This is a genomic window from Actinoallomurus acanthiterrae (assembly GCF_054775715.1).
The window spans coordinates 12,338,657-12,362,723 of record NZ_BAAHCO010000001.1; the positions used below are offsets into that span (position 1 = coordinate 12,338,657).

20 protein-coding genes and 1 pseudogene are annotated in these 24,067 nt (G+C 70.9%); 14 read left to right on the plus strand and 7 right to left on the minus strand.

The window, feature by feature from the left end; all coding sequences use genetic code 11:
• Positions 1 to 70 precede the first annotated feature (70 nt).
• A complete protein-coding gene (locus tag ACYVF7_RS58190) occupies positions 71 to 910 on the plus strand; it encodes a glycerophosphodiester phosphodiesterase family protein (protein ID WP_460357183.1) in 840 nt (279 codons plus the stop codon).
• Here ACYVF7_RS58190 and ACYVF7_RS58195 read toward each other — a convergent pair.
• Together ACYVF7_RS58195 and corA are read right to left on the minus strand one after the other, a co-directional pair.
• Positions 893 to 2,152 carry a S1 RNA-binding domain-containing protein gene (locus ACYVF7_RS58195; RefSeq protein WP_460357186.1) on the minus strand — a complete coding sequence of 420 codons (1,260 nt, stop codon included), beginning with the start codon at positions 2,150 to 2,152 and terminating at the stop codon, positions 893 to 895. The two genes, ACYVF7_RS58190 and ACYVF7_RS58195, sit on opposite strands and share 18 nt — an antisense overlap.
• 80 nt (positions 2,153 to 2,232) lie before the next feature.
• A complete protein-coding gene (gene corA, locus ACYVF7_RS58200) occupies positions 2,233 to 3,330 on the minus strand; it encodes a magnesium/cobalt transporter CorA (RefSeq protein WP_460357189.1) in 1,098 nt (365 codons plus the stop codon).
• 373 nt (positions 3,331 to 3,703) lie between these two features.
• On the opposite strand from corA, the gene purD reads away from it, so the two are divergent.
• The 6 genes and pseudogenes from purD (at position 3,704) to ACYVF7_RS58230 (ending at position 9,550) form a co-directional block, all read left to right on the plus strand.
• A complete protein-coding gene (gene purD / locus ACYVF7_RS58205; protein ID WP_460357192.1) occupies positions 3,704 to 4,939 on the plus strand; it encodes a phosphoribosylamine--glycine ligase in 1,236 nt (411 codons plus the stop codon).
• Between the two features lie 9 nt (positions 4,940 to 4,948).
• A complete protein-coding gene (locus ACYVF7_RS58210; RefSeq protein WP_460357194.1) occupies positions 4,949 to 6,085 on the plus strand; it encodes a low temperature requirement protein A in 1,137 nt (378 codons plus the stop codon).
• Positions 6,086 to 6,193: 108 nt separating this feature from the next.
• On the plus strand, positions 6,194 to 7,360 hold the full coding sequence (locus ACYVF7_RS58215) for a glycoside hydrolase family 5 protein (protein WP_460357197.1): 1,167 nt from the start codon (positions 6,194 to 6,196) through the stop codon (positions 7,358 to 7,360).
• Between the two features lie 19 nt (positions 7,361 to 7,379).
• Positions 7,380 to 8,690, plus strand: coding sequence for an adenylosuccinate lyase (gene purB / locus ACYVF7_RS58220; RefSeq protein WP_460357200.1), 1,311 nt, complete (start codon positions 7,380 to 7,382; stop codon positions 8,688 to 8,690).
• A 46-nt stretch (positions 8,691 to 8,736) separates the two neighbouring features.
• A pseudogene (locus tag ACYVF7_RS58225) lies at positions 8,737 to 9,048 on the plus strand (MOSC N-terminal beta barrel domain-containing protein); the annotation flags it as partial.
• A gap of 145 nt (positions 9,049 to 9,193) precedes the next feature.
• Positions 9,194 to 9,550: an MOSC domain-containing protein gene (locus tag ACYVF7_RS58230; RefSeq protein ID WP_460357203.1), complete on the plus strand. Its 357-nt coding sequence runs from the start codon at positions 9,194 to 9,196 to the stop codon at positions 9,548 to 9,550.
• A 134-nt stretch (positions 9,551 to 9,684) separates the two neighbouring features.
• Here the strand turns inward: ACYVF7_RS58230 and ACYVF7_RS58235 are convergent, their stop codons facing one another.
• Positions 9,685 to 10,731, minus strand: coding sequence for a suppressor of fused domain protein (locus ACYVF7_RS58235; protein WP_460357205.1), 1,047 nt, complete (start codon positions 10,729 to 10,731; stop codon positions 9,685 to 9,687).
• A 332-nt stretch (positions 10,732 to 11,063) separates the two neighbouring features.
• Between ACYVF7_RS58235 and murA the strand changes: the two genes are divergently transcribed.
• The 6 genes from murA (at position 11,064) to ACYVF7_RS58265 (ending at position 19,375) form a co-directional block, all read left to right on the plus strand.
• A complete protein-coding gene (gene murA / locus ACYVF7_RS58240) occupies positions 11,064 to 12,353 on the plus strand; it encodes a UDP-N-acetylglucosamine 1-carboxyvinyltransferase (RefSeq protein ID WP_460357206.1) in 1,290 nt (429 codons plus the stop codon).
• 465 nt (positions 12,354 to 12,818) lie between these two features.
• Positions 12,819 to 14,102 (plus strand): transcriptional regulator, encoded by a 1,284-nt coding sequence (locus tag ACYVF7_RS58245; protein WP_460358612.1) that lies wholly within the window; start codon positions 12,819 to 12,821, stop codon positions 14,100 to 14,102.
• A 318-nt stretch (positions 14,103 to 14,420) separates the two neighbouring features.
• Positions 14,421 to 15,995, plus strand: a complete 1,575-nt coding sequence (locus ACYVF7_RS58250; RefSeq protein WP_460357208.1) for a serine/threonine-protein kinase — start codon at positions 14,421 to 14,423, stop codon at positions 15,993 to 15,995.
• A 5-nt stretch (positions 15,996 to 16,000) separates the two neighbouring features.
• Positions 16,001 to 16,597 (plus strand): hypothetical protein, encoded by a 597-nt coding sequence (locus ACYVF7_RS58255; protein ID WP_460357210.1) that lies wholly within the window; start codon positions 16,001 to 16,003, stop codon positions 16,595 to 16,597.
• 116 nt (positions 16,598 to 16,713) lie between these two features.
• Positions 16,714 to 18,300 carry an FAD-dependent oxidoreductase gene (locus tag ACYVF7_RS58260; RefSeq protein ID WP_460357213.1) on the plus strand — a complete coding sequence of 529 codons (1,587 nt, stop codon included), beginning with the start codon at positions 16,714 to 16,716 and terminating at the stop codon, positions 18,298 to 18,300.
• Between the two features lie 91 nt (positions 18,301 to 18,391).
• On the plus strand, positions 18,392 to 19,375 hold the full coding sequence (locus ACYVF7_RS58265; protein ID WP_460357215.1) for an EamA family transporter: 984 nt from the start codon (positions 18,392 to 18,394) through the stop codon (positions 19,373 to 19,375).
• On the opposite strand, the gene hisC is transcribed toward ACYVF7_RS58265, so the two are convergent.
• Positions 19,357 to 20,436, minus strand: a complete 1,080-nt coding sequence (gene hisC / locus ACYVF7_RS58270) for a histidinol-phosphate transaminase (RefSeq protein ID WP_460357217.1) — start codon at positions 20,434 to 20,436, stop codon at positions 19,357 to 19,359. The genes ACYVF7_RS58265 and hisC overlap by 19 nt on opposite strands.
• Before the next feature lie 148 nt (positions 20,437 to 20,584).
• On the opposite strand from hisC, the gene ACYVF7_RS58275 reads away from it, so the two are divergent.
• The gene (locus tag ACYVF7_RS58275; RefSeq protein WP_460357219.1) at positions 20,585 to 21,553 is read left to right on the plus strand and encodes a mechanosensitive ion channel family protein; all 969 of its coding nucleotides are present in this window, start codon (positions 20,585 to 20,587) and stop codon (positions 21,551 to 21,553) included.
• Between the two features lie 85 nt (positions 21,554 to 21,638).
• On the opposite strand, the gene ACYVF7_RS58280 is transcribed toward ACYVF7_RS58275, so the two are convergent.
• The 3 genes from ACYVF7_RS58280 to ACYVF7_RS58290 all read right to left on the minus strand — a co-directional run bounded on the left by ACYVF7_RS58280 (position 21,639) and on the right by ACYVF7_RS58290 (position 24,046).
• Complete coding sequence (locus ACYVF7_RS58280; protein ID WP_460357221.1) at positions 21,639 to 21,944, minus strand: DUF6401 family natural product biosynthesis protein; 306 nt, start codon at positions 21,942 to 21,944, stop codon at positions 21,639 to 21,641.
• Between the two features lie 35 nt (positions 21,945 to 21,979).
• On the minus strand, positions 21,980 to 22,654 hold the full coding sequence (locus tag ACYVF7_RS58285) for an NUDIX hydrolase (protein ID WP_460357223.1): 675 nt from the start codon (positions 22,652 to 22,654) through the stop codon (positions 21,980 to 21,982).
• A gap of 75 nt (positions 22,655 to 22,729) precedes the next feature.
• The gene (locus ACYVF7_RS58290) at positions 22,730 to 24,046 is read right to left on the minus strand and encodes a flotillin family protein (RefSeq protein WP_460357226.1); all 1,317 of its coding nucleotides are present in this window, start codon (positions 24,044 to 24,046) and stop codon (positions 22,730 to 22,732) included.
• Positions 24,047 to 24,067: the final 21 nt, after the last annotated feature.

Genomic DNA, 24,067 nt, shown 5'->3' on the forward strand with positions numbered 1-24,067 from the left:
TTCGCGCGTTCACCGAGCCTTCTCCAACCGAGGTGCCAAGGCGCCGGCACGGCCTCGTACGCTGTGGCGAGTGGAGATCCAGGGACACCGCGGGGCGCGGGGACTGTGGCCGGAGAACACCCTTCCGGGGTTCGCGAGAACGCTCGAGCTGGGCGTCGACGTGCTGGAGCTGGACGTCGCGCTCACCGCGGACGGCGTCCCGGTGCTCCATCACGACCAGTCGCTGAACAGCGGGGTCGTACGGGACCGGGGGCCGTACCGGCCGCGCGACCCGATGTTCCCGTACGTCGGCCGGCCGATCGGGGAGCTGACGCTCGCGCAGATCAAGACGCTCGACGCGGGGATCCAGAACAAGCGGTTCGCGGCGACGCAGACGCCGATCCCCGGCGCCGAGGTGCCGACGCTGGCGGAGGTGTGCGAGCTGGTCGCCCCGCACGACGTACGGCTGGCGGTGGAGATCAAGACCGATCCGTCCTGGCCGGACGTCGAGACCATCACCGTCGCGGCGGTGAAGGTGCTGGAGTCGTACGGGCTGACGGAGCGGTCGCGGCTGCTGGCGTTCGACTGGCGGGTACTGGCGGTGGCGGGGGAGCTGCTGCCCGGCGGGCAGCGGGTGGCGCTGGTCGAGCCGGACACGCTCGACGCGTCGTGGCTGGCCGGGCGGGATCCGGCGGGCGGCCTGGCCGCCGCCGCGGCCGACGCCGGGGCGACCATGATCTCCCCGAAGCGGGTCATGGTCACCCCGGAGCTGGTCACGGCGGCGCACGCCTGGGACCTGCGCGTCGTTCCGTGGACGGTCAACGACCCGGTCGAGATGGCGCGGCACATCGCGTTCGGCGTGGACGCGATCGTGACCGACTACCCCGACCGGCTCCGTACGGTGCTGGGGCGGTCAACCACTCAGCCCTGACGGCCGCGTCGGATCCTCCTGCAGCGCCTTGAGCGACAGCGTCACGCGTTCGCGCACCATGTCGACGTCGAGGATCTGCGCGGTGATCTCCTGGTCAACGGTGAGGATCTCGGAAGGATGAGCAAAGGGCCGCCAGGACAGTTCGGGACTGTTGATCATTGCGGTGCAGCCGCCGATGTCGACGAACGTCACCCCGGAGCCGGCGATCTCGCTGACGGTGCCGTTACAGATCTGGCCTTGGCGAAGGGTCTTCAAGAAGGCCCATTCGTGGTCGCTCGGGGTCGGTTCGGTTCTCCACCGGGCCCGCAGGATGCCGTCGCTGTCGGGTAGGACGGCGGTGAACAGGGGGTGGCGTTCGCCGACGTACAGAGAAAGCACGGTAGCGGCACGTGCGCTGGTGATCAGCGGGGCCAGTTCGGTGAACTGGCTCTCGTCGGCGATGGTGCTGGTGATCTGTCCGTCTTCGTGCTCCCAGACGAGTTCGACCCCGTCCATGTAAGGGAGAACGGCCAGAATCTCGTCGACGTCGGTGGACAGGTCTGGCCAGACGGTGAGTTGAGCACGAGGGGTGAGCCGGGCGCGTACCGCGTCGACGGTGTCGCCGGTGAGGCGGTGCCAGCGGGACGCGTTGTGGAGGTAGCCCTCTTCCAGGATGACGGCTTGGTGCGTGGCGATACACCAGCGCAGCCGAGCCCAGAAGGTGTCGTCGGCGGGTCGCTGTTCGCCGGGCTCGTCATCGAAATCCGCGTCGTAGGGGGAGGCGTCGATCCGTTCGGGGAACAGCCCCAATGCCCGGGTCCGGTCCAACGCCTCTTCACAAGGCTCGCCGCTGCCGACGTAGACGTACTGGTCCCACCCGACATGCACGGCGAACGCGTTCTCCACCTCGAGGCGGCACCAGACACCACTCTCGCGGAGCATCGCCCGGACCAGCTCGAGGCCGACGGACACCGGCACGTGCGTGCCGTCGTGGAGACCGGTGAGGTCGGGCGGGAAGAGCCCGGCCAGGCCGTGGCCTTCGACGGCCGGCTCCCGGCCGAAGTGGGCGAAGGCGGTGACCTGCGGCTCTCGTATGGCCAGCTCATGGACGCCGGTGTCCTCGGCGAAGGCGGCCACCGCCTCCAGGTAGGCGGCTTCGACCGGTCCATGGTCGCTGACCGCTTCCTCCGCGCCGGTATATCCGCCGTGCTCATCGCGGTCGGCGGGGTCGTACTTGGTGACCCGGTAGACGTAGGGCAGCACGTCACTGCCCTTGGCGTTTCAGGACCCGGCAGAGGCCCGGCTGACCGAAAAGAGGTCGGCGAGGGTGTGCTCGCTGAGCCTCAGAGCCAGCCATTGCGGCGAAAGCCCCGGTAGAGGATGAAACAGGAGCCGACGATGACGCTGAGGGCGAGCAGGTAGCCGTACTTCCAGTGCAGCTCCGGCATGAACTTGAAGTTCATGCCGTACACGCCGGTGATCGCCGTCGGCATCGCGAGGATCGCCGCCCAGGCGGAGATCTTGCGCATGTCGTGGTTGTCGGTGACGGTCACCTGGGTGAGGTGCGCCTGGAGGATCGGCGTGAGCAGCTCGTCGCAGGACTCGACCTGCTCGCGTACGCGGGCGAGGTGGTCGTCGACGTCGCGGAAGTACTCCCGTATCTCGGTCGGCACGAAGCGGCGGGCGGCCAGGTTGCGTACCGGGCCGGCGAGGGGGCCGACGGCCCGCTTGAGCTGGATGACCTCGCGCTTCAACCGGTAGATGCGCTCGGCCTGGTTGGTGGCGTCGGCGGAGAAGACGTTCTCCTCGACCTCGTCGATGTCCTGCTGGACGGCGTCGCCGACGGAGATGTAGTCGTCCACGACCCGGTCGATGATCGCGTGCAGGACCGCGGCCGGACCGAGCGCGAGGCGCTCCGGTGTCTTCTCGAGCCGCCGGCGGACGGGCGCGAGCTCGCCGTGCGCACCGTGCCGCACGGTGACGATGAAGTCGGGCCCGCAGAAGATCATTATCTCGCCGGTGTGCACGGTCTCCGTGCCACCGCGCTCGACGTACCCGATGGTCTTCATGACGACGAACTGCACGTCGTCGTAGCGCTCCAGCTTGGGCCGCTGGTGGGCGTGGACGGCGTCCTCGACGGCGAGGGGGTGCAGGCCGAACACCTCCGCCAGCCGCTCCAGCTCCTCCGCGTCGGGCTCGTGCAGCCCCACCCAGACGAAGCCGTTGCCCGGCTCGGCGCCTTCGTCCTCGGGGGCGCGCACGAGCTCGACGGCGTCGGCGAGGCTTTCGCTGTCGACGCGCTTCCCGTCGACGTACGCGGCCCAGTCGATGAGCGCGGACCGCTGGTTGATCGACTCACCGGCCGCGATACGGCCCGGACGGGCGAGCGGCTTGAACAGGACGCGGGTGGCGCGCCCGGGGCGAACCCTGGTCATGGCCATGGGGGAACTCCATTCCCCGACTCCCGGCCCCACGCGCGGCAGCGCGCGTCAACCCGGGATCAGAGCGGGGAGCGCGCGCCGGAGGTGGCCGGACGCCGAGTAGAGATGGTCGGACTGTGAGGAGGCTCGGCGTTACTGCAAGGATCGCCAGGGCTCATTCCAACCACCTCCTTAGGTCCGTCGGCGGCTCAGAGCTCGGAGCTCTGAAGGCTACACCGGGTATTAAGGACGCCTGAGCATGGCAGGCGGTTCACACGTTTCCCGGAATCTTTCAGAAGTCACCGCGATCACCGTTTGATCAGGTCAACGCCGGACGGCCGTCCGTGCTTCCCTCACCAGCATGAAAACCGCAGATCTGGATAGGCTCTGCGGCGTGCGAGTCCTCGTTCTCGGCTCGGGCGGGCGCGAACACGCGCTGGTCCGCTCCCTTTCCCGCGACCCTGACGTCACCGCGCTGCACTGCGCGCCCGGCAACGCCGGCACCGCCGCGCTCGCCGACAACCATGTCCTGGACCCGACCGATCCGGTCGCCGTGGTCGAGCTCGCGCAACGCCTCATGGCACAGCTCGTCGTGATCGGGCCGGAGGCGCCGCTGGTCGAGGGCGTCGGCGACGCCCTGCGCCGGGCCGGGTTCCTGTGCTTCGGCCCGGACGCCGCGGCCGCGCGGATCGAGGGTTCCAAGGCGTTCGCCAAGGAGATCATGCAGGCGGCCGGCGTCCCGACCGCCGAGGCCCTCGTCTGCGTGAGCACCGACGGGATCAACGAGGCGCTGGACAGGTTCGGCCCGCCGTACGTGGTGAAGGACGACGGACTGGCCGCCGGCAAGGGCGTCGTCGTCACCGAGGACCGCGCGGTGGCCGAGCGGCACGCCGCCGAGTGCGAGCGCGTCGTCATCGAGGAGTACCTCGATGGACCCGAGGTCTCGCTGTTCGCGCTGACCGACGGCACCACGGTCGTGCCGCTGCTGCCGGCCCAGGATTTCAAGCGCGCCCACGACGGTGACAAGGGGCCGAACACCGGCGGCATGGGGGCCTACACTCCGCTGCCCTGGGCCCCCGCGGGCCTGGTCGACGAGGTCGTGCGCACGGTCGTCCAGCCGACGGTGGACGAGCTGCGCCGCCGCGAGACGCCGTACTCCGGTGTCCTGTACGCCGGGCTCGCGCTGACGTCGAAGGGCGTCCGGGTGATCGAGTTCAACGCCCGGTTCGGCGACCCGGAGACGCAGGTCGTGCTCGACCGGCTGGCCACTCCGCTGTCCGGGCTGCTGCAGGCCTGCGCCGTCGGGACGCTGGGCTCCGCGCCGGCGCTGGAGTGGCGGCCGGGCGCGGCGGTCACCGTGGTGGTCGCGGCGGAGAACTACCCCGGCAAGCCCGTCACCGGCGACCCCATCGCCGGCGTCGAGGAGGCCGAGGCGGTCGAGGGCGCGTACGTCCTGCACGCCGGCACCAAGCTGCACGAGGGGCTGCCGGTCTCGGCCGGCGGGCGGGTGCTGAACGTCGTCGGCAGCGGTCCCGACATCGCCGCCGCCCGCGCTGCGGCGTACACCGCCGCGGAGCGGATCCGACTGCGCGGCGCGCACTACCGCACGGACATCGCGGCGAAGGTCTGACCGGCCGCAATGGCGGTTCAAGATCCGGCCTCGGCGCAGGAGGAGTCCGAGGACGGCTACCGGGTCACCACCCTGGAGCTCTTCTTCGACCTGGTCTTCGTCTTCACGATCACGCAGCTCACCTCGGTCCTGGTGCACGAGCTGTCGCCGCTCGGGCTGCTGCGCGTCGTGGCGCTGTTCGGCGTGCTGTGGTGGATCTACTCCGGGTACGCCTGGCTGACGAACACCGTGGCGCCCACCACGACGGGCCGGCGGCTGCTGCTGCTCGTGGGCATGGCCGGGTTCCTGATCATGGCGCTCGCCACGCCGCGGGCATTCGACGGCGGCGGTGTGGCGTGGGGGCTGGGTTACCTCATCGTCGTCATCGTGCACGGCAGTCTGTACGTCCAGGTCAACCGCAATTTCTGGCGAGTGCTGCCCGCCAACGTCGTGGCGGCGGCCCTGGTGATCGGCGCCGGGCTGCTGTCCGGCGTCTGGACGTACGCGCTGTGGATCGCGGCGGTGCTCGTGCCGATCGTCATGCCGTACATCGTGCGGCCGGGCGGCCGGTTCATGCTGCGGGCCGCGCACATCGTCGAGCGGCACGGCCTGCTGGTCCTGATCACGCTCGGCGAGTCGGTCGTGGCGATCGGGATCGGCCTGCCGGACGAGCCGCTCACCGTGGGCACGGCGCTCGCGGCGGTGCTCGGCCTGGCCCTCGTCGCCGCGCTGTGGTGGACGTACTTCGCCGAGGACGACGTCCGGGCCGAGCACGCGCTGGCGGCGATGGACGACGCGCGCCGCACGGGCGCGATCATCAACGGGTACTTCTACGCCCACATACCCGTGATGATCGGTGTGGTCGCCGCCGCGGCGGGCGTGAAGAAGGCGATGGGTCATGCCGCGGAGCCGCTGCACACGGGTCCGGCGATCGCCCTCGGGGCGGGCGTCGCGGCCTACCTCGTGGGCGACGCCGCGTTCCGCCGAATGCTGCGGATCGGCTCACCGGCACCCCGGATCGGCGCGGCGGCGCTGTGCCTGGTGGCGATCGCCCTCGGCGTCGGTGTCGCCGCCGAGGCCGAGCTGACCGCCCTGGTCCTCGTCATCGTCGCGGCGCTCATCGTCGAACGACGGCTCTCGCCGACCCCCGCCGGGCCATCGGTCTGACGGTGTCCCGCCCGCGAACGCCATCAGAACAATCAAGATCGCTCTTCCGGACCGGAGAAGTTGATCTAGGATCCAAACGATCTTGGTCATCCGGAAGGGAAGATGGTCATGCGCCGATCAGTCGGACTCGCTCTCGCCACACTCCTCATGACGGCCGGTGCCGCCGGGACGGCTCAGGCCGCCGCCCCGGCCCGCGGACCGGCCGCCCGCACCGCCGCCGCGACGGCCCAGGCCGCCGCGCTGACCCGGCTGCACGCCACGTCCAGCAACGCGTTCGTCGACTCCTCCGGCACCGTGCACAAGCTGATCAGCACGAACATCCAGCCGCTCTGGGACGCGAACAGCACCGACACCTGGGGCCAGTCGACCTACGACTCGATCAAGGCCAAGGGCTTCACCGCGGTCCGCATGGTCCTGTTCTGGGACATGTTCCAGCCGACCGAGGCGAACTGGAACGAGACCGCGTTCACCACCCTCGCGACGGCCGTCGAGCGGGCGAAGGCCGCCGGCCTGTACGTCGTTCTCGACTGCATCCACATGTCCGGCAGCCCCGACGGCCAGGAGCACGTGCCGGACTGGGCGCGGGTGACGCCGACGGACGACGGCTCGGTGGAGGGCCTGGACTCCGTCGTCGAGAACGGCCTGGGCTTCCTGCAGACCATCGCCAACCGGTACCAGGACGAGCCGGCGATCGCGGCGTACGACCCGGTCAACGAGCCGTTCCGCTCGTCCACGAAGTCCGCGAGGCTGCTGTCCGACTACACCCAGATCGTGAACGCGATCCGCGCCAAGGACAGCACCACCAGCATCATGATGGAGCCGTCGTACGGCGACTCGAAGGTGCCCACCTCGTCGTTCTCGTCGTTCACTCCGACCAGCCGCAGCAACCTCATCTGGTCGGTCCACGACTACTACAACGGCGACCCGAAGAGCGGCTACACGAACGGCTACGACTCCACCGGGCTGGGCCAGAACCCGAACCCCTCCGACGGTACCACCGGCTACAACTCGACCAACAAGGCCGCGCTCGCCTCGCACCTGCAGGTCCAGCTCGACATGGCCAAGGCGGAGAGCCTGCCGGTGTGGATCGGGGAGTTCGGCATCGGCTCGGGTGCCACCGGCCACGACCAGTACATCAAGGACAAGGTCGCGCTCTACAAGTCCAAGGGCCTCGACTACGCCTGGTGGGAGTACTCCTCCGACAACGGGAACGGGCCGTTCAGCATGGTCGACGCGAACGAGAACTGGCGGTCCTGGGTGAGCTACCTGTTCTGACGCCTGGGAGACTGGGGGGGTGATCGAGCGCTACACCCTTCCGGAGATGGGCCGCGTCTGGAGCGACGCGCACAAGTACGAGCTGTGGTGCCGGGTCGAGACCCTGGTGCTCGAGGCGCACGCGAAGGCGGGCACCGTCCCGGCGGACGTCGTCGAGCCGGTGCGCGCCGCTCCTCCGCCGACGCCCGAGCGCGTCGCCGAGATCGAGGCGACGACGCAGCATGACGTGATCGCGTTCCTGTCCGCGTGGGCCGACAACACCACGCCGCGTGAGGCCGCGGCGTACGTGCACTTCGGCATGACGTCCTCGGACCTGCTCGACACGGCTCTCGCCGTCCAGCTCGTCGAGGCCACCGACATCCTGCTCGCCAAGGCCGACGCGCTGGTCGCGGCGCTGCGCGACCACGGTCTCGCGCACCGCGACACCCTTCGCGTCGGCCGGACGCACGGCATCCACGGCGAGCCGGACGTCTGGGGGCACCGGGTCGCCGACTTCGCGTTCGCGATGGCCCGTTCGCGCGACCGCCTCCGGCGGGCGCGGGCGGCCGTCGGCGTCTGCGCCATCTCCGGCGCCGTCGGCACCTACTCCAACATCGACCCCGAGGTCGAGCGGTACGTCGCCGCCGAGCTGGGCCTGACCTCGGCCGACGTCTCCACCCAGGTGGTGATCCGCGACGGCATCAGCGAGTGGGTCTCCACGCTGGCGATCATGTCCACGGTGTGCGAGGCGATCGCGCTGGAGGTCCGGCACGGCCAGCGCACCGAGGTACGGGAGCTGTGGGAGCCGTTCGGGAAGGGCCAGAAGGGCTCCTCCGCGATGCCGCACAAGAAGAACCCGATCATCTCCGAGCGGCTCGCCGGCCTCGCCCGGATCGTCCGCGCCCAGGTGACCCCGGTGATGGAGGGCATCCCGTTGTGGCACGAGCGGGACATCTCCCACTCCTCCACCGAGCGCATCGCCCTGCCCGACGCCTCGATCGCGCTCGACTACATGCTCAACCTCACGAACCGCCTCGTCACCGGCCTCGTCGTCGACAAGGACCGGATGCTCGCCAACCTGGAGTCCACCGGCGGGCTGATCTACACCAGCACCGTCCTGCTCGAGCTGGTGAACGCCGGGATGTCCCGCGACGACGAGGCGTACCCGCTCGTGCAGAAGGCCGCGATGGAGACCTGGGAGACCGGGACGCCGTTCCGCGAGACGCTGCGCCGGCGCGCGGCCGAGGCCGGGCTGACGCTCGACGAGGCACGCCTCGACGAGGTCTGCCGGCCCGAGCGCTACGTCGAGCGCCTCGACGGGGTCTTCGAGCGCCTCGCCGCCCTCAGCTGATCCACGGACGGCGGTGGGATCATGGAGGCGAGAGAAGGGAGTCTTCATGACGGTCGTCGTCCGTGAGCTGAACGTCTACCCGTTGAAGAGCGGCGGCGGCACGCCGCTGAGCAGCGCCGAGCTGCTGTCGGAGGGCTTCCGGTACGACCGGGAGTTCATGCTGGTCCGCCCGGACATGCGGCACCTGTCGCAGCGGGAGATCCCGCGCATGGCGCTGCTGCGCCCGTCGTACGACGGCGTGAAGCTGACCGTCGAGCTCGCGGGTGACGTCGCGCCGTCCGCCGGTGACGTCACGTCCCTGGCGCACGTCGCGCACTCCGACGGCCCGGTGGTCGACGTCACGGTGCACGGCAAGCCGTGCCAGGGCGTCGACCAGGGCGACGAGGCGGCCGAGTGGTTCACCGACGTGCTGGGGCGGGAGTGCCGCCTCATGCGCTTCGCCGCCGCGCCCGACGAGCGTCGGCGGCGGCACCGTCGCGTACGCCGACGGCTATCCGCTGCTCGTGACCTCGGTGGAGTCCCTCGAGGAGCTGAACTCCCGCCTCGACGAGCCGCTGCCGATGAACCGTTTCCGGCCCAGCGTCGTGCTGGAGGGCCTCGGCGCGTGGGGCGAGGACTCCGTGCGCCTCCTCCGCGTGGGCGGCGTCGAGCTGGAGCTGGTCAAGCCCTGCACCCGCTGCGTCATCACCACGACCGACCAGGAGACGGCGGTCAAGGCCCGCGAGCCGTTGCGCACCCTGGCGACCTACCGCACCCGCACGCTGCCCGACGGCGATCGCGGCGTCGTCTTCGGCCAGAACGCCATCCCCCGCACGCTCGGCACCATCGCCGTCGGCGACCCCGTCACGGTCGCGGACTGACGCAGGGGCCGAGCCCGGGGGCGGGTCCGGGCGATCGAGTCGGCGAGCGCGCCGCCACCCGGCACGCGCGCGAGCCGGCGAGCGCCGCCACCCCGCACGCCCGCGAGTCGGCGGCCCGCACACGGCCGGCCTGGTCAGCCGATGACCTCGCCGGTGGGCTCGCCGTGGGGGTCGCGCATGATCGACGGCTCGATCTCGATGACGAGGCCCGGCAGGGACGGCACGGGGTGCCGGCCGGCCTCGGGGCGGAGGGCGGCGACCAGGTCGTCGATCGCACCGGGCGGGACGCCGATGGTGAACGAGTTCTCGTCCATCGGCTCGGCGGCGAACCGCTCGTGCGGCAGGAAGGCGATCGTGGACCCGTCGTCCTCGCTGACGATGACGCCCTCGCCGCGTGGGAGCCTCGCGGCCACCGCGCGGGCGATGGCCGGTGCCGGGAGCGCGCCGAACGTCAGGACCGTCGTCTCCCCCTCGACAGCCCAGGACGCCACGCTGACGTAGAGGGCGCCGCCCGTCGACCCGTCCCGCTCGACGCCCGCGCGGACCGCCTCGGCGATCGCCGGATCGGCCAGGAGGGAGCCCCGGTCGAGGTCGGTGACGTGGAGCGGCGTCCGGGGCTCGAGGAGCTCGAGCAGCGCACCGCTGTTCCACTGGCGCGCGGCCTCGTACTCCTCGATCGTCAACCCGACGACCTGCAGGAACTGCACCTTCCCGTGCGGCGTGGGGATCTCGCCGAGCTCCGGGTCGACGGTGAAGGTGAGCGCCTGGATCGCCGAGTCCGTACGGCTCGCGGCGATCGGGCCGTTGGCGTTCATCGTGTGGCCCGGCTCGAACCAGCGGCCGGACTGGAAGACGTAGCGCCCGAGGTTCTGCAGGAAGTTCATCGCCCAGACGGGAGGCGTGGTCTCGGCGGGATCGCGGGCCACCCGGAACGTGAACTCGAATCCCCAGCCGGACTCGTCCGGATCGGACGACTCCTTGGCGTACAGCTCGGACATCCCGTAGCTCACGAAGTGCCAGTGCGGAACCGGGTCCGTACGCGGGTAGGCGCTGATGCCGTCGAGCGGGTCCGGGCCGCCCAGGACCCACTTGTGGACGGTGCCGAAATGGAGCGGCTCGGTGTCCCCGTAGACGCGGGAGAGCGCGTCGTCGATCGCGGCCCAGCCGGGTGCCTCGGTCATGATCCGACGATAGTGGCTCGATCCGGCCACGTCAGGAACAGTCGTCGACCTGGGTATCCTCGGGGCACATCTCCATACCCGTACCACGGCGAACGCATCGGCCCGCCGCGTCGCTGGAGATCCGGATTCCCCGCGAACCAATCCGGGACCGGTGGCGTCCAATAGATCGAGACCACGCGGACCGGACGTTTAAGACCGGACGTTTCGGTCATGCCACACGGCACCCAGTGGAATACTGGGGCCCGCCCGCGTCACACGCGCGGCACTCGTGACCCGCCGACCTGACCGAGCGGGCAGTCTAACTTCACCGCAGCCAAAGGAGCACCGGCGATATGAGCTTGGGCCACGAGGTCCGTTACCGCGTGCGGGGTGGCGCCGAGTTGCGCGGCACCGTATTCGTCCAGGGCGCCAAGAACGCCGTACTTCCCATGATCGGCGCCTCGCTGATGGCGGCCGAGGGACACACGGTCCTGCGCAACGTGCCGATCATCGAGGACGTAAGGCGTGCGGTCGAGCTGGCGGAGGCGGTCGGCGCCAAGGCCGAGCTGCACGAGGCCGAGCGCACCCTGGTGATCGACGCGTCGGAGCTGACCAGCCCGGTCCTGCCCGAAGAGATCGCGTCGCGGTTCCGTGGCTCCTTCCTCTTCGTTCCGGCGTTGCTGCACCGGCTCGGCGAGGCGATCATCGAGGGCGTCGGCGGGTGCAACCTCGGCAGCCGCAACCTCGACTTCCACTACAACGGCTTCAAGCGGATGGGCGCCACGGTCACCGAGCAGGTGAGCGACGACGGCCGGGGCAGCATCCACGTCAAGGCGGGTCAGCTGCAGGGCGGCACCCTCTACCTGGACACGCCGTCACACACCGGCACCGAGAACCTCATCATGGCCGCCTCGCTGGCCCAGGGCACCACGCTGATCAAGAACTGCGCGCTGGAGCCCGAGGTCCTGGACGTCATCCAGTTCGTGCAGCGGATGGGCGCCCGCGTCACCGGCGGCGGCACCGGGTTCATCACCGTCGAGGGCGTCGACCGGCTCACCGCGGCCCAGCACACGGTGATGCCCGACCGCATCGACGCCGGCGTCCTGGTCATGGCGGCCGCCATCACCGGCGGGGAGATCAGCCTGGTCGGCGCCTCGCTCGAGCACCTCGGCGTCGCGGCCGACAAGCTGGAGCAGATGGGCGTGGAGTTCTCCCAGGAGGGCGCCGTCCTCCGGGTGCGCCGCGACCGGCCGCTGCGCCCGATCAACGTGATCACCGACGAGTACCCCGGTTTCGCCACCGACCTGCAGTCGCCGATCATGGCGCTGTCCTGCCTCGCCGACGGGCCGAGCTACATCTACGAGCGCATCTTCGACGGCCGGTTCAAGCTCGCCGACGAGCTCGTGCGGATGGGCGCCGACATCGAGGTGAACGGCAACCGGGCCAAGGTCAACGGCGCGACGCCGCTGCGCGGCGCCGAGGTCGTGGCGCACGACCTGCGCACCGGCAGCGCGCTCGTGCTGGCCGGTCTGGTCGCCGAGGGCGAGACCACCATCACCAACGGCTACTACCTGGACCGCGGCCACTCGCACATCGCCGGGCGGCTCAACGCCCTGGGCGCGGACATCGAGCGCCTGGCCTGATCCCACTTTTCTCCAACGGCGCCCCGTCACGTTCGCCCGGCGAACGCGACGGGGCGTTGTCGTAAAGCGGCTGTCGATCAACGGTCGAATGCGAGATGATCACAAGGCTCCCGACCCCCGGTGACCTATCCGGTTAGTAATAACTTCCTCACCGGACGCGTTCTACTAGTAGTTTTCTGACGCACTCTTAACCGATTTCGCGAAGACGCGTCACATCCCGTGGTGCTCCGGCGATCTGCCCAATGAGGCGAAGTTCACGGAGTTGGGGCGGACGACCGGGAGGGGCGTCAGTGGGATGAGTCATGCGTGGGGTGAGGGCCGTCCATGGACGGTCACAAGCGGGGGTACACGGCGGGTGGGGCCGCCACTAGAGGCGCGACGGCGCCGAGAGGGGCGGACATGAGCGGACCTCGAGGCGGATCGGTCACACCCGATCTGACCATCGGCGTCGTCGGACCACACGATCTGGTCGAGCGGGTCATGCTCATGGGCCACGGCCCCACCCCGGTGCCGAGCCGCTTGGTCGCGGCGGCGTACCGGGACGAGCAGGAGGCAGCGGACAAGGTCGTACGGCTCGGGTCGGGGGTGGACGTCTGTCTGTTCGCCAGCCCGGTCCCGTACGAGTTCGCCCGCAAGGCGGGTGTCCTCACGATGCCGGCGACCTTCGTGCCGCTCAACGGCGCGGCATTGCAGGGCGCACTTCTGCGCGCTGCGCTCGACGAGAGCCACGAACCGGCGCGCGTCAGCATCGACGTGCTCAGTCGTGCGGAGGTCGAAGAGGCGTACGGCGAGATCAATCTCAGCACCGAGCACGTGCACTTGCGGGAGGAGGCTGCCGGACCGGGGACGCTGGCTGCCTTTCATGAGCGTTTGTGGCGCCGCGGTGCCACAAGTGTCGCGCTCACTTGCGTGCACGCGACGGCGGAGCGACTGGAGCTGGCCGGGGTGCCGACGCTCCGCATCCGCCCGACCGGCGCGGCGATCCGTTCCGCGCTGCAGACCTCGGCACTGCTCGGCGCCCACCACCGGCTGGAGGAGTCCCAGCTCGTGGTGGTGGTCGTCGACGTACCGACGCTGCGGGAGACCCCCCGCCGTGTCACGCCGCGGTACTGGCGCGAGGAGCTGAAGCTGTCGCTGCAGCGTCTCCTCCTGCAGGAGGCGCACCGGATGAGCGCCGCGGTCTGGCCGCTCGACGACCACAGCTATCTCGTCACCGCCACCCGGGGCTCGATCGCGGCGGCGACGGAGGGCTTCCGCACCCCGCCGTTCATCGAGCGGGTACGGGAGGAGCTGGGCCTGGCCGTCGAGGTCGGCATCGGCATGGGCCGCACCGCCCAGGAAGCGGAGACGCACGCGCGCGCGGCGCTCGCCCGGTCGCAGACGTCCCAGCGGGCGCAGGGCTTCGCCCTCGACCGGGACGGCCGGGCGCTCGTGCCCGCACCGCGGACGCCGCCGCGCGCCCCGGCGCCGGCCAAGCCGAAGGGGCTGGAGATCCTCGCGCGCCTCGCCGACAAGCTGGCCGACCAGCCCGGCGAGGAGGGCGGTTCCCAGCAACCGCTGATCGTGGACGCGGAGAACGCCGGGAAGATGCTCGGCGTCACCCCGCGCACCGCCCGGCGGCTGCTGCGGACGCTGGTGGAGGAAGGCCTCGCCTGGCCTCTCCCGCCGAACCGCACGCCGCAGCCGGGCCGTCCCCGTCAGCTGTACCGGCTGATCGTCGAGAAGCTGGGGCCGAGAGCCACGGGCTGACCCGCCGGCACGGAGTTCGCGGAGCGGGGGCTCAGAGCGCGCTCCGGCCGCGGTGCCCACGGTGATCGACACCGGGGCCGTCCGACATCCGGACGGCCCCGGTCGGCTTCGGTCGACTCTCGGACAGCCAGAGTCGCTGCGCACTGACGGGCCGAAACACACGAATGTTTCGCATTACTCCCGACTGATAGTTATCTCCGCTGGTCATGGCCGAATCCGGCCACTTCATCGCGTTTCCTCAACTCGGCACGTACGGCGAACGTCGCATACATAGTGTCGGGGATTCGACGCTCTCCGTTGTTTCGAGCAAGGAACGCCATGGACGGAAACTGGACGGTTCCCGGATACCGGCACGTGCGGATCCTGGGCCAAGGCGCCTCCGGCACGGTGCTCCTCGCCGTGCACGAGGCGACCGGCACCCCGGCGGCGATCAAGTACCTGTCGGACGTGCTCCGGTCCGACCCCGGCCTGCTCGAACGGTTCCGGGCGGAGGCGCGGCTCATGGCGGAGCTGACCGATCCGCACATCGTCCGCCTCTACGAGTACGTCGAGACCCCGGCCGCCGCCGCCCTCGTCATGGAGCTGGTCGACGGGGTCACACTCAAGGACGTTCTCCGTACCCAGGGGCCGACCGGCCCGGAGGCCGCTCTGGTCGTCCTCAAGGGCTCGCTACAAGGTCTCGCGGCCGCCCACGCCGCCGGCGTCGTCCACCGCGACTACAAGCCCGCCAACGTGCTCGTCCGCGACGACGGGGCGAGCAGGCTCGCGGACTTCGGCATCGCCGTCCACGCGGACGAACGCGCGACCGCCTCCGGCACCCCCGCCTACATGGCCCCCGAACAGTGGACCTCCGGAGCCGTCGGGCCGACCACGGACGTGTACGCCGCCACGGCGGTCTTCTACGAGTGCCTCACCGGCGAACGCCCGTACCCGGCCGAAGGGCTGTGGGCCCTCGCCGCCGCGCACCGCCTGGACCCCATCCCGGTCGACCGGGTCCCGCCCGAACTACGCGGCCTGGTCGCGCGGGGCCTCGCGAAGGACTTCGCCGAGCGGCCGCCCTCGGCCGAGGCGTTCCTCGCCGAACTCGAGGAGGCGGCGCTCGCCGGGTACGGCCCCGGCTGGGAGGAACGCGGCCGGGTCCGTCTCGCGGCCCTCGCCGCCCTGCTCGCCTACCTCTTCCCCCTGGCCCAGCCGATCGCCACCGGCGGCACGACGCTCGCCCTGACGCGTCTCGGCAGGAGCCGCCTCATGGTGGTGGGCGGGGTCGCGGTCGGAGCGCTGCTGGCGGGCGGCGGCGGGGCGTACGTCCTGGCGAGCGTCCACCACGGCCTCGGTCCGGGCGCGTCCGCCACCTCGACGCCGTCGGTGGTCGCCGAGTCCCCGCCGCCGGCGGACACGACGTCCCCGACGGCGACCCCGACGCCACCCGACAGCGCCACGCCGACCGGCTCGGCCCCCTCGTCCGGCACGCCGACGTCGCCCTCGGGCACGACCGGCTCACCCGTCACGGCGACGACTCCCCCGACCACCGACCCGACGACCCCGGTCGCCATCGCCCCGAAGCCGACCGAGTCCGTTCCCACGGCGGTCACCGGCATCAAGGTCGAGAAGGTGAGCGTCGGCTCGTCGACGGCTCGCGCCGCCGCGGGCTACCCCGTGACGGCCACCGTCACCGTGACGATCAGCGGTCCCGGCACGGTCAGCATCACGGTGGCCTTCAGCTCCGGAGAGCAGACCTTCTCCGCGTCGACGAGCGCCCAGGGGCCCGGCAGCCGCACGGTCCAAGCCAGCACGACCATCGGGCGGTGCGTCAGGACAGTGGACGCCACCGCGTCGGCCGACGGCCATTCCGCCAGTGGAACCGGGACATGCCCGACAACGGGGACAGGGTGACAGGGATGGACGAGACACGGCGTGACATCGACCAGACGAGCCCCATCGCCTGGACGCGCCCCGTCGACCCGACACGTCCGGTGGAGGCCGGCGCGATGCCGACGGCGCCGGACGACGGCGTGTCGCTGCGGTTCGGGCCCGGCGTGCCGCCGGAGCTCGCGAGGAAGTGGCGGGGCCGGTCCGCGACGCGCCGCTCGCTCTCGCGACGTGTGGTGGGCGGGCTGCTCACACTGGGCGTCGCCGTGCTCGCCGGCCTGCTCGTGTGGTGGCTGCTGCGCGGCGGCTCCGGCGTCGCCGTGACCGGCGTGAGCGTCAGCGCGCCGACGACGACGCAGTCGTGCGACACGACCGTGCGGGTGGTCGGCACGATCCGCACGAACGGCGGCTACGGCGACATCGCGTACCGGTGGCGGCGCAGCGACGGCCAGGTCTCCGGGACGCTGTCCGAGAGCGTGCGCAAGGGGCAGCGTTCGGTCGAGGTCCCGCTGCGCTGGACGGTGAAGGGCACCGGCACCATGCACGCGGTCGCCACCTTGGAGGTCCTCCGGCCTGGGAAGTCCGTCGCCCACGCCTCCGGCGCGTTCGACTACGCCTGCGACTGACGCCGCCACCGGCCTGAAGACGGCGGCGAGCGGGCCTGAGGGCTTCGCCGCCGTCCTGGGAGCGGGCCTCGTACACCGAGACGAACTTCTCCAGCACTCTTCGCATCTACCGGGATATGACTTTCGGGCGGAGAGAATTCCTGCGTGCCGCCGGGCTCGCTGTTTCCGGAACGCTGACGACGGCCGCCGCGGGAGCGTGCAGATCACCTGGTCAAGGCCCCGCGGCGAGCGGCCCGCTGCGCGCGTCTCACACACCGAAGACCACCGACTGGTCGGCACTCGGCAGATCGCTGACGGGGAAGCTGATCAGGCCGGATGACACCGACTACGCCACGGCGCGCAAGAACTTCAACCCCCGCTTCGACACGATCAGACCGGCGGGGATCGCCTATTGCGAGAGTCCGCACGACGTCGCGGAGTGCCTGAACTTCGTCCGGCGGTACGGCCTGCCGGTGGCGCCGCGGTGCGGAGGGCACAGCTATACCGGGGCGTCGCTCAGCACGGGCCTCGTCATCGATGTGAGCCCGATGTCGTCCATCCGGGTCGACGCTCCCTCGGGCACCGCGACGATCGGCGCCGGGGCGCGACTGGTCGACGTCTACGACCGGCTGGGCACCGCCGGCGTCTCGGTACCGGCGGGATCCTGTCCGACCGTCGGCATCTCCGGCCTGACCCTCGGCGGCGGTGTCGGCGTGGTCTCGCGCGCGCACGGAGTCCTCTCCGACAATCTCCGCGCGATCGAGATGGTGACGGCGGACGGGCGGAAACGCACCTGTGACGCGCGGAACGACCCCGATCTGTTCTGGGCCTGCCGAGGAGGCGGTGGAGCGACCTTCGGCGTGGCGACCTCTTTCACGTTCGCCACGCACCCCACCTCTTCGATCGTCGTGTTCTTTCTGAGCTGGCCGTGGTCGAGCGCCCGATCGGTGATCGACGCCTGGCAGCGCTGGGCGCCGTTCGCGCCGGACGCGCTCTGGTCCAACCTTCACGTTCTCGACGGTCAGGCCCAGGCCGCGCCCACCCTCCAGGTCGGGGGCACCTATCTCGGCGCTCGGGACGACGCCGTGCGGCTGATCGAAGCCCTGCAGGCCAAGATCGGCGCGGCGCCCTCGTCGCAGGTGGTCGAGACGACCACCTATGAACACGCGATGATGATCGAAGCCGGCTGCACGACGAAGAGCACGGCGCAGTGCCACCTGCCGGGCAGCCTTCCCGGCCGTACGCCCGCGGGCCAGGAGAGCCGGGAACCCGAATACGCGGCCTCGCACATCTTCACTCGCCCGATGACGGGGGCGGCCATCGACACGATCCTCGGCTCGGTCCGGCGGCGCGGCGGCCTCGCGGGCGGCGGGCAGGGCGGGATCGCCTTCGACGCGCTGGGCGGCGCCGTGAACCGGGTGGCCCCCGACGCCACCGCGTTCGTCCACCGGGACGGCCTTTTCAACGCGCAGTTCACCACGACCTGGACGACGGCCGCGGCCACCGGCGCGATCCGGGCCCAGCAGGCCTGGCTGCGCGCCTTCCACACGGCGATGAAGCCGTACGCGAGCGGGCAGGCGTACCAGAACTACGCCGACGCGGGGCTCTCCAACTGGAAGCAGGCCTACTTCGGCGCGAACTATCCGAAGCTCCTCAAGGTGAAGAACCAGTACGACCCCGACCGCGTGTTCCACTCTCCCCAGACCGTCGGGGTGTCCGCCTGACCGCGAAGGCGACGGTGGGGGGATCGAAGGGGTGAACGTCCGAAAAACGGCGTAGCGCGGAGTGCTTCGCACCGCTAACGTGTAATGAGCGATGACCACACAGACTCATGACACCCGCTCGCCGTTGGTCTGGGTGACCCTCCCGATCGTCTACGTCGTCTGGGGCTCCACCTACCTCGGCATCCACTTCGTCGTCGAGACGATGCCGCCGATGGTCAGTGCCGCCATCCGGTTCCTGACGGCCTCCATCGTCCTCGCCGCCGTGCTGGTGATCCTGCGTGGGCCGTCCGTGCTGCGCGTTCCCTGGCGCCGGCTCGGCACCGCAGCGCTCGTCGGCGTGCTGCTGCTGACCGGCGGCAACGGCATGGTCGGCGTCGCCGAACAGCACATCTCCACGGGCCTGGCCGCGCTGCTCGTCGCGAGCGTGCCGCTGTGGCTGGTCATCTTCCGGTGGGCCACCGGCGACCGGCCCGCGGCGGCCACGATCGGGGGCGTGCTGGTCGGCTTCGGCGGGCTCGCGCTGCTCACGCTCACCCGCGGCGGCGGTGGGTCGGGCGACGCGACCGGCGTGATCGTGATCCTGCTCGCGTCGCTGTCGTGGTCGATCGGCTCGTTCCTGTCGTCCCGGCTGCCGATGCCGGAGAACCCCTTCACCGCGAGCGTGTACGAGATGGCGGCGGGCGGCCTGGCACTGCTCGTCTTCGGGTTCGGGCGCGGCGAGACGCTGCATCTCGACGCGGTCTCCCGGGCTTCCTGGCTCGGCCTCGCCTATCTGATCGTCTTCGGCTCGCTGGTGGCCTTCACGTCGTACGTGTGGCTGCTGGGCAACGCGCCGATCTCCCTCGTCGGGACGTACGCGTACGTCAACCCGGGGGTGGCGGTGCTGCTCGGCGTGGCGTTCGCCGGCGAGCACGCCACCTGGGCGATCCTCGCCGGCGGGCTGATCATCATCGCCGGCGTGGGCCTCGTCGTGTCCACCGAGCGGCGGCCCCGTACGGACGCGCCCCCGGAGCCGGGTCCGGTCACCGGGGGCGAGCAGGCCGTGGAGCCCGCGGGTCAGGACCGCTCGCGGTAGGCCTCCGCGACGGCGAGGAAGGCGTCGTTCTCCTCCGCGGTGCCGATCGTGACGCGCGCCCCCTCCCCGGCGAAGGGGCGCACACTGACCCCGGCGGCGTCGCAGGCGCCGGAGAACGCCATGGTGTCCTCGCCGAGCCGGAGCCACACGAAGTTGGCCTCGGTCGGCGGGACCGTCCAGCCCTGGGCGAGCAGCGCGTCGCGGACCCGCTCCCGCTCCTTCACGGTCGCCTCGACGCGTTCGAGGAGCTCGTCCTCGGCGCGCAGGGACGCGACGGCGGCCGCCTGGGCCACGGCGTTGACCGAGAACGGCAGGTACGTCTTTCGCACCTGCTCGGCGATGTGCTCCTGCGCGACCATGAACCCGACCCGCAGGCCCGCCAGGCCGTACGCCTTGGAGAAGGTGCGCAGGACGGCGAGGTTCGGCCGGTCGCCGTACAGCGCGAGCCCGTCGGGGATCTCGGAGTCGCGGACGTACTCGTGGTAGGCCTCGTCGAGCACGACGAGGCAGTCCTCCGGCACCCGGTCGAGGAAGGCCTCAAGCTCAGGGCGCTTGACGACCGTGCCGGTCGGGTTGTTCGGGTTGCAGACGAAGATCAGCCGGGTCCGGTCGGTGATCGCGTCGGCCATCGCCCGCAGATCGTGGGTCTCCTCGGCCAGCGGCACGCGCACCGAGGTGACGCCGGACAGGTCGGCGAGGATCGGGTAGGCCTCGAAGGAACGCCAGGCGTACACCACCTCGACGCCGGGCTCGCCGACGGACTCCAGCAGCATCTGCGCGACCCCGACGGAGCCACAGCCGACGGCGACGTGCTCCGGCGGGACGCCGAAGCGCCCGGCGATCGCGTCGATCAGCCCCGTGCAGCCGTTGTCGGGGTAGCGGTTGACGAGCCCGCCCGCCTCGCTGATCACCTCGCGCACCGACGGCAGCGGCCCGTACGGCGACTCGTTCGACGAGAGCTTGACCGACCGTCCCTCGGGCGACCTGGCGACCTTGCCGGGCTTGTACGCGACGTAGTCGTCGAGCACGGAACGGAAGCGTGGACTGCGCTGCTCGGACACCCTTGTCCTCCCGGGATGAAGACGTACGGGATCACTCTACGAAGCCAGGTGGGGCGCTGTCGCCACCGGTGGGCGGCCAGAGTGCGCCGCTCCACAAAAGGGTACGAACAACTACAAAGGGTGTCCGCGCCATCGGGGGGAGATCGCCATGGGCACCGTTGCGCAAATCGATGTCGGCAGGAGCCTGCAGAACGTCCTGGACGCCGTCGCACGAATCGTGCCAAGGCTGATCGTCTTCGTCATCATCCTTGTCATCGGCTGGCTCGTCGCGAAGGTCATCCAGCGGGCGGTCGCGCTGATCCTGCGACGGCTTCACTTCGACCGCGTCGCCGAACGCGGAGTGGTGGGCGAGGCGCTCCGGCGCGGCGAGTACGACGCGTCCGGCCTGCTGGCCAAGCTGGTGTACTACGCGATCCTCCTGGTCGCCCTGGAGCTGGCGTTCAACGTCTTCGGCTCCAACCCGGTCAGCAACGTGCTGCGCTCCATCGTGGCCTGGCTGCCCCGGCTGGCGGTCGCCGTCATCATCGTCATCGTCGCCTCCGCGGTCGCGCACGCGGTGCGCGACCTCGTCGGCGGCGCGCTCGGCGGGCTGTCGTACGGTCGGCTGCTGGCGAACCTCACCGCGATCTTCATCGTCGCGCTGGGCGTCATCGCCGCCCTCAACCAGATGGGCGTCGCCACGACCGTCACCGAACCGGTGCTGATCGCCGTCCTGGCCACGATCGGCGCCGTCATCGCCATCGGCGTGGGCGGCGGCCTGGTCCGGCCCATGCAGCAGCGCTGGGAGCGGTGGCTGACGCGTGCGGAGACCGAGACGGCGTCGGCCCGCACCGGAGCGTACGCGCGCGGGCGCGAGGACGCCGAGCGAGGCGTGGGAACCCCAAGCGAGGCCTCGCCCGGGAGGACCGGAACGGCGGAGACGTCGCGCGGCGCCCCCGAGGCACCGCACGGGCGTTCGGAGACGGGCACGAGCCCCGAGGCACCGCGCGAGCCTTCGGAGACCGGCGCGATGCCCCCTCGCGGCGCCCCAGAGCCGCCGCGAGGGCCTTCGGAGACGGGCGCGGCGCCACCGCGCGGCCCCGAGACACCTCCGGAGCCGCGGGACCGGCCGCGCTGACGGCGACCGGCGACGCTCGGACCGGGTCGGCCGGTGAGGCGCGGACCGGGTCGGCCGGCGACGCGCCGACCGGTCGGCCGGGTGACTACCCGAGTTCGTGGAGTTCGTGGATGATCGAGCAGACGGCGATCACGCGGACCGTCTCCCAGTCGAAGTCGTCGCCCGGCCACCAGCCGCGCTCGATGGCGGCGTCGGTGAAGCCTTCGAGGTAGTCCCGTAGGACGCGGGGGGTGAGCTCTTCGCCTGACGCGGCGATGACGTCGCGGATCGCGGCGGAGTGCTGGTCGACGGCGGCGGCGAGACCCGGCATCCGTCCCATCGCCGCGACGCCTTCTTCGCCGACCTCGTCGATCATCTGGCGTACGAGCTCTGGGGAGAGGTCATCGGGCATGGCCAGAAAGGTACCAAAAACGGACAAATGGCTCATCAGCAGGCCGGGCGCATCATCGGGGGATGCAGCGACTCGGCGCTGCCCCGACGGTAGAGCCGCGCGGGCCGCCCGCCGTCCCGCGTCGTCGTCCGGTCCATCGGCACCAGGAACCCTTCCGCCTTCGTCACCTTCCGGTGGAAGTTCCGCGGATCGAGCGGCGTCCCCCAGACGATCTCGTACACCCGCCGCAGCTCCGCGACGGTGAACTCGGGCGGGCAGAACGCCGCCGCCAGCGGCGAGTACTCCAGCTTGGCCCGCGCGCGCTCCACCCCGTCGAGCAGGATGCGGCGGTGGTCGAACGCCGCCCGGTCGCGCTGGGTCAGGTCATCGACCGGCTCCCACAGCACCTGGGCCCGGCTGGACGCCGGCAGGTCGGGGGCGAGCCCCAGGTAGGCCACGCTGACCACCCGCTGACGCGGGTCGCGGTCCGGATAGCCGTACGTCGCGAGCTGTTCCAGGTGCACTCGCACCCCGGCCAGACCCGCCCGCTCGGCCATCAGCCGTTCGGCGGCGACGGGCAGGTCCTCGTCGAGTTGGACGAAGCCGCCGGGGAGGGACCAGGCCCCCGAGTACGGCGGCCGGTCGCGACGCCACACGAGCGCGCACAGCCGATGCTCCCGGACCGTGAGGACGACGAGATCGACGGTGACGGCAACCCGTGCATCGCTCATATCGGAACGCTATCGGGCCACACGCCGTGTGAGGGCCCGGAACGAACGCTCCGGACCCTCATCGCCTCACGTGACTCAGGCGGTGCTGCCCGGCTCGATGGCCTGCTCCGGGGAGGCGGGCCTACCGTTGTGGGCGCCGAGGTCCTGCTGTCCGTTCTGCCCGTTCATGGAGGAGAGTAGCTGCCGGGCGACGCCGAGGCCGGTGCCGCCCAGAGTGAGCGCCTTGGCGAGCATGTCCTCCACGCCCTCCGCGCCGTTGAGCACGACCATGTTGTCGACGTTGCCGAAGACCTTGGCGCCCGCGGCGACGATCTCGGGCCAGTTCTCGGCGAGCTGCTGGGCGATGACCGCCTCCTGGTTCTCGGCGAGCGCCTCGGCCCTGGCCTTGATCGCCTCGGCCTCGGCCAGACCCTTCTCCCGGGTCGCCGCGGCCTGGGCCTGACCGGCCATCTTCGTGGCCTCCGCGTCCGCGCTGGCCTTGGCCACCGCCGCCTGCCGCTCGGCCTCCGCGAGCGTCACCCGCTCGTACGCCTTCGCGTCGGCGGGCTTGCGGACCTCGGCCTCCAGAGCCTTCTCCCGGCGGTCGGCCTCGAGCTCGGCGTTCTTGGTCTCCTTGAGGATGACCTGCTGCCGGGCCTGAGCCGCGGCCTGGTCGACCTGACCCTGGTACTCGCGCTTCTTGATCTCGGTGTCGCGGATCTGGCCGGCGTTGGCCTGCTCGGCGAGCTGCTCCGCCTCGGTCGCCTCCTGGTTGCGCTGTGCCTCGGCGATGCGCGCGGCCGAGGCGACGGCGGCGGAGTTCGGCTTGCCGAGGTTGTCGATGTAACCGACCTCGTCCTCGATGTCCTGGATCTGCAGCGAGTCGACGACGAGGCCGAGCTTGCCCATCTCGTCGGCGGAGGAGGTGCGGACCTGGTTGGTCAGCCGGTCGCGGTCGCGGAGGAGGTCCTCCACGGTGAGGTTGCCGACGATGGACCGCAGGTGCCCGGCGAACAACTGGTGCGTCTTGTCGTCCATGAGCTTCTGCTGGTCGAGGAATCGCCGGGCGGCGTTGGCGATGGAGCTGAAGTCGTCCCCGACCTTGTAGATCACGACGCCGCGTACGTGCACCTTGATGCCCTGGGAGGTCACGCAGGTGACCTCGAGTGTGGAGACCCGCGTGTCCAGCGACAGCCGCCGGCAGGTCTGGAAGCCGGGAAGGACCAGGGTGCCCTTACCCGTTGTGATCTTGAAACCGAGACTCTCGGCGGTGTCCCGGTTGTGCGCCCTCGCTCCGAGACCGGAGATGATCAGCGCTTCGTTGGGTTCGGCGACCCGCCAGATCGCCTTGAACAGGACAATCAGGATGATGACGGCGACGACCCCGCCGATCGCAAAGGCGACTATCGGCATCGCTCCTCCTTGGGAGCCGCA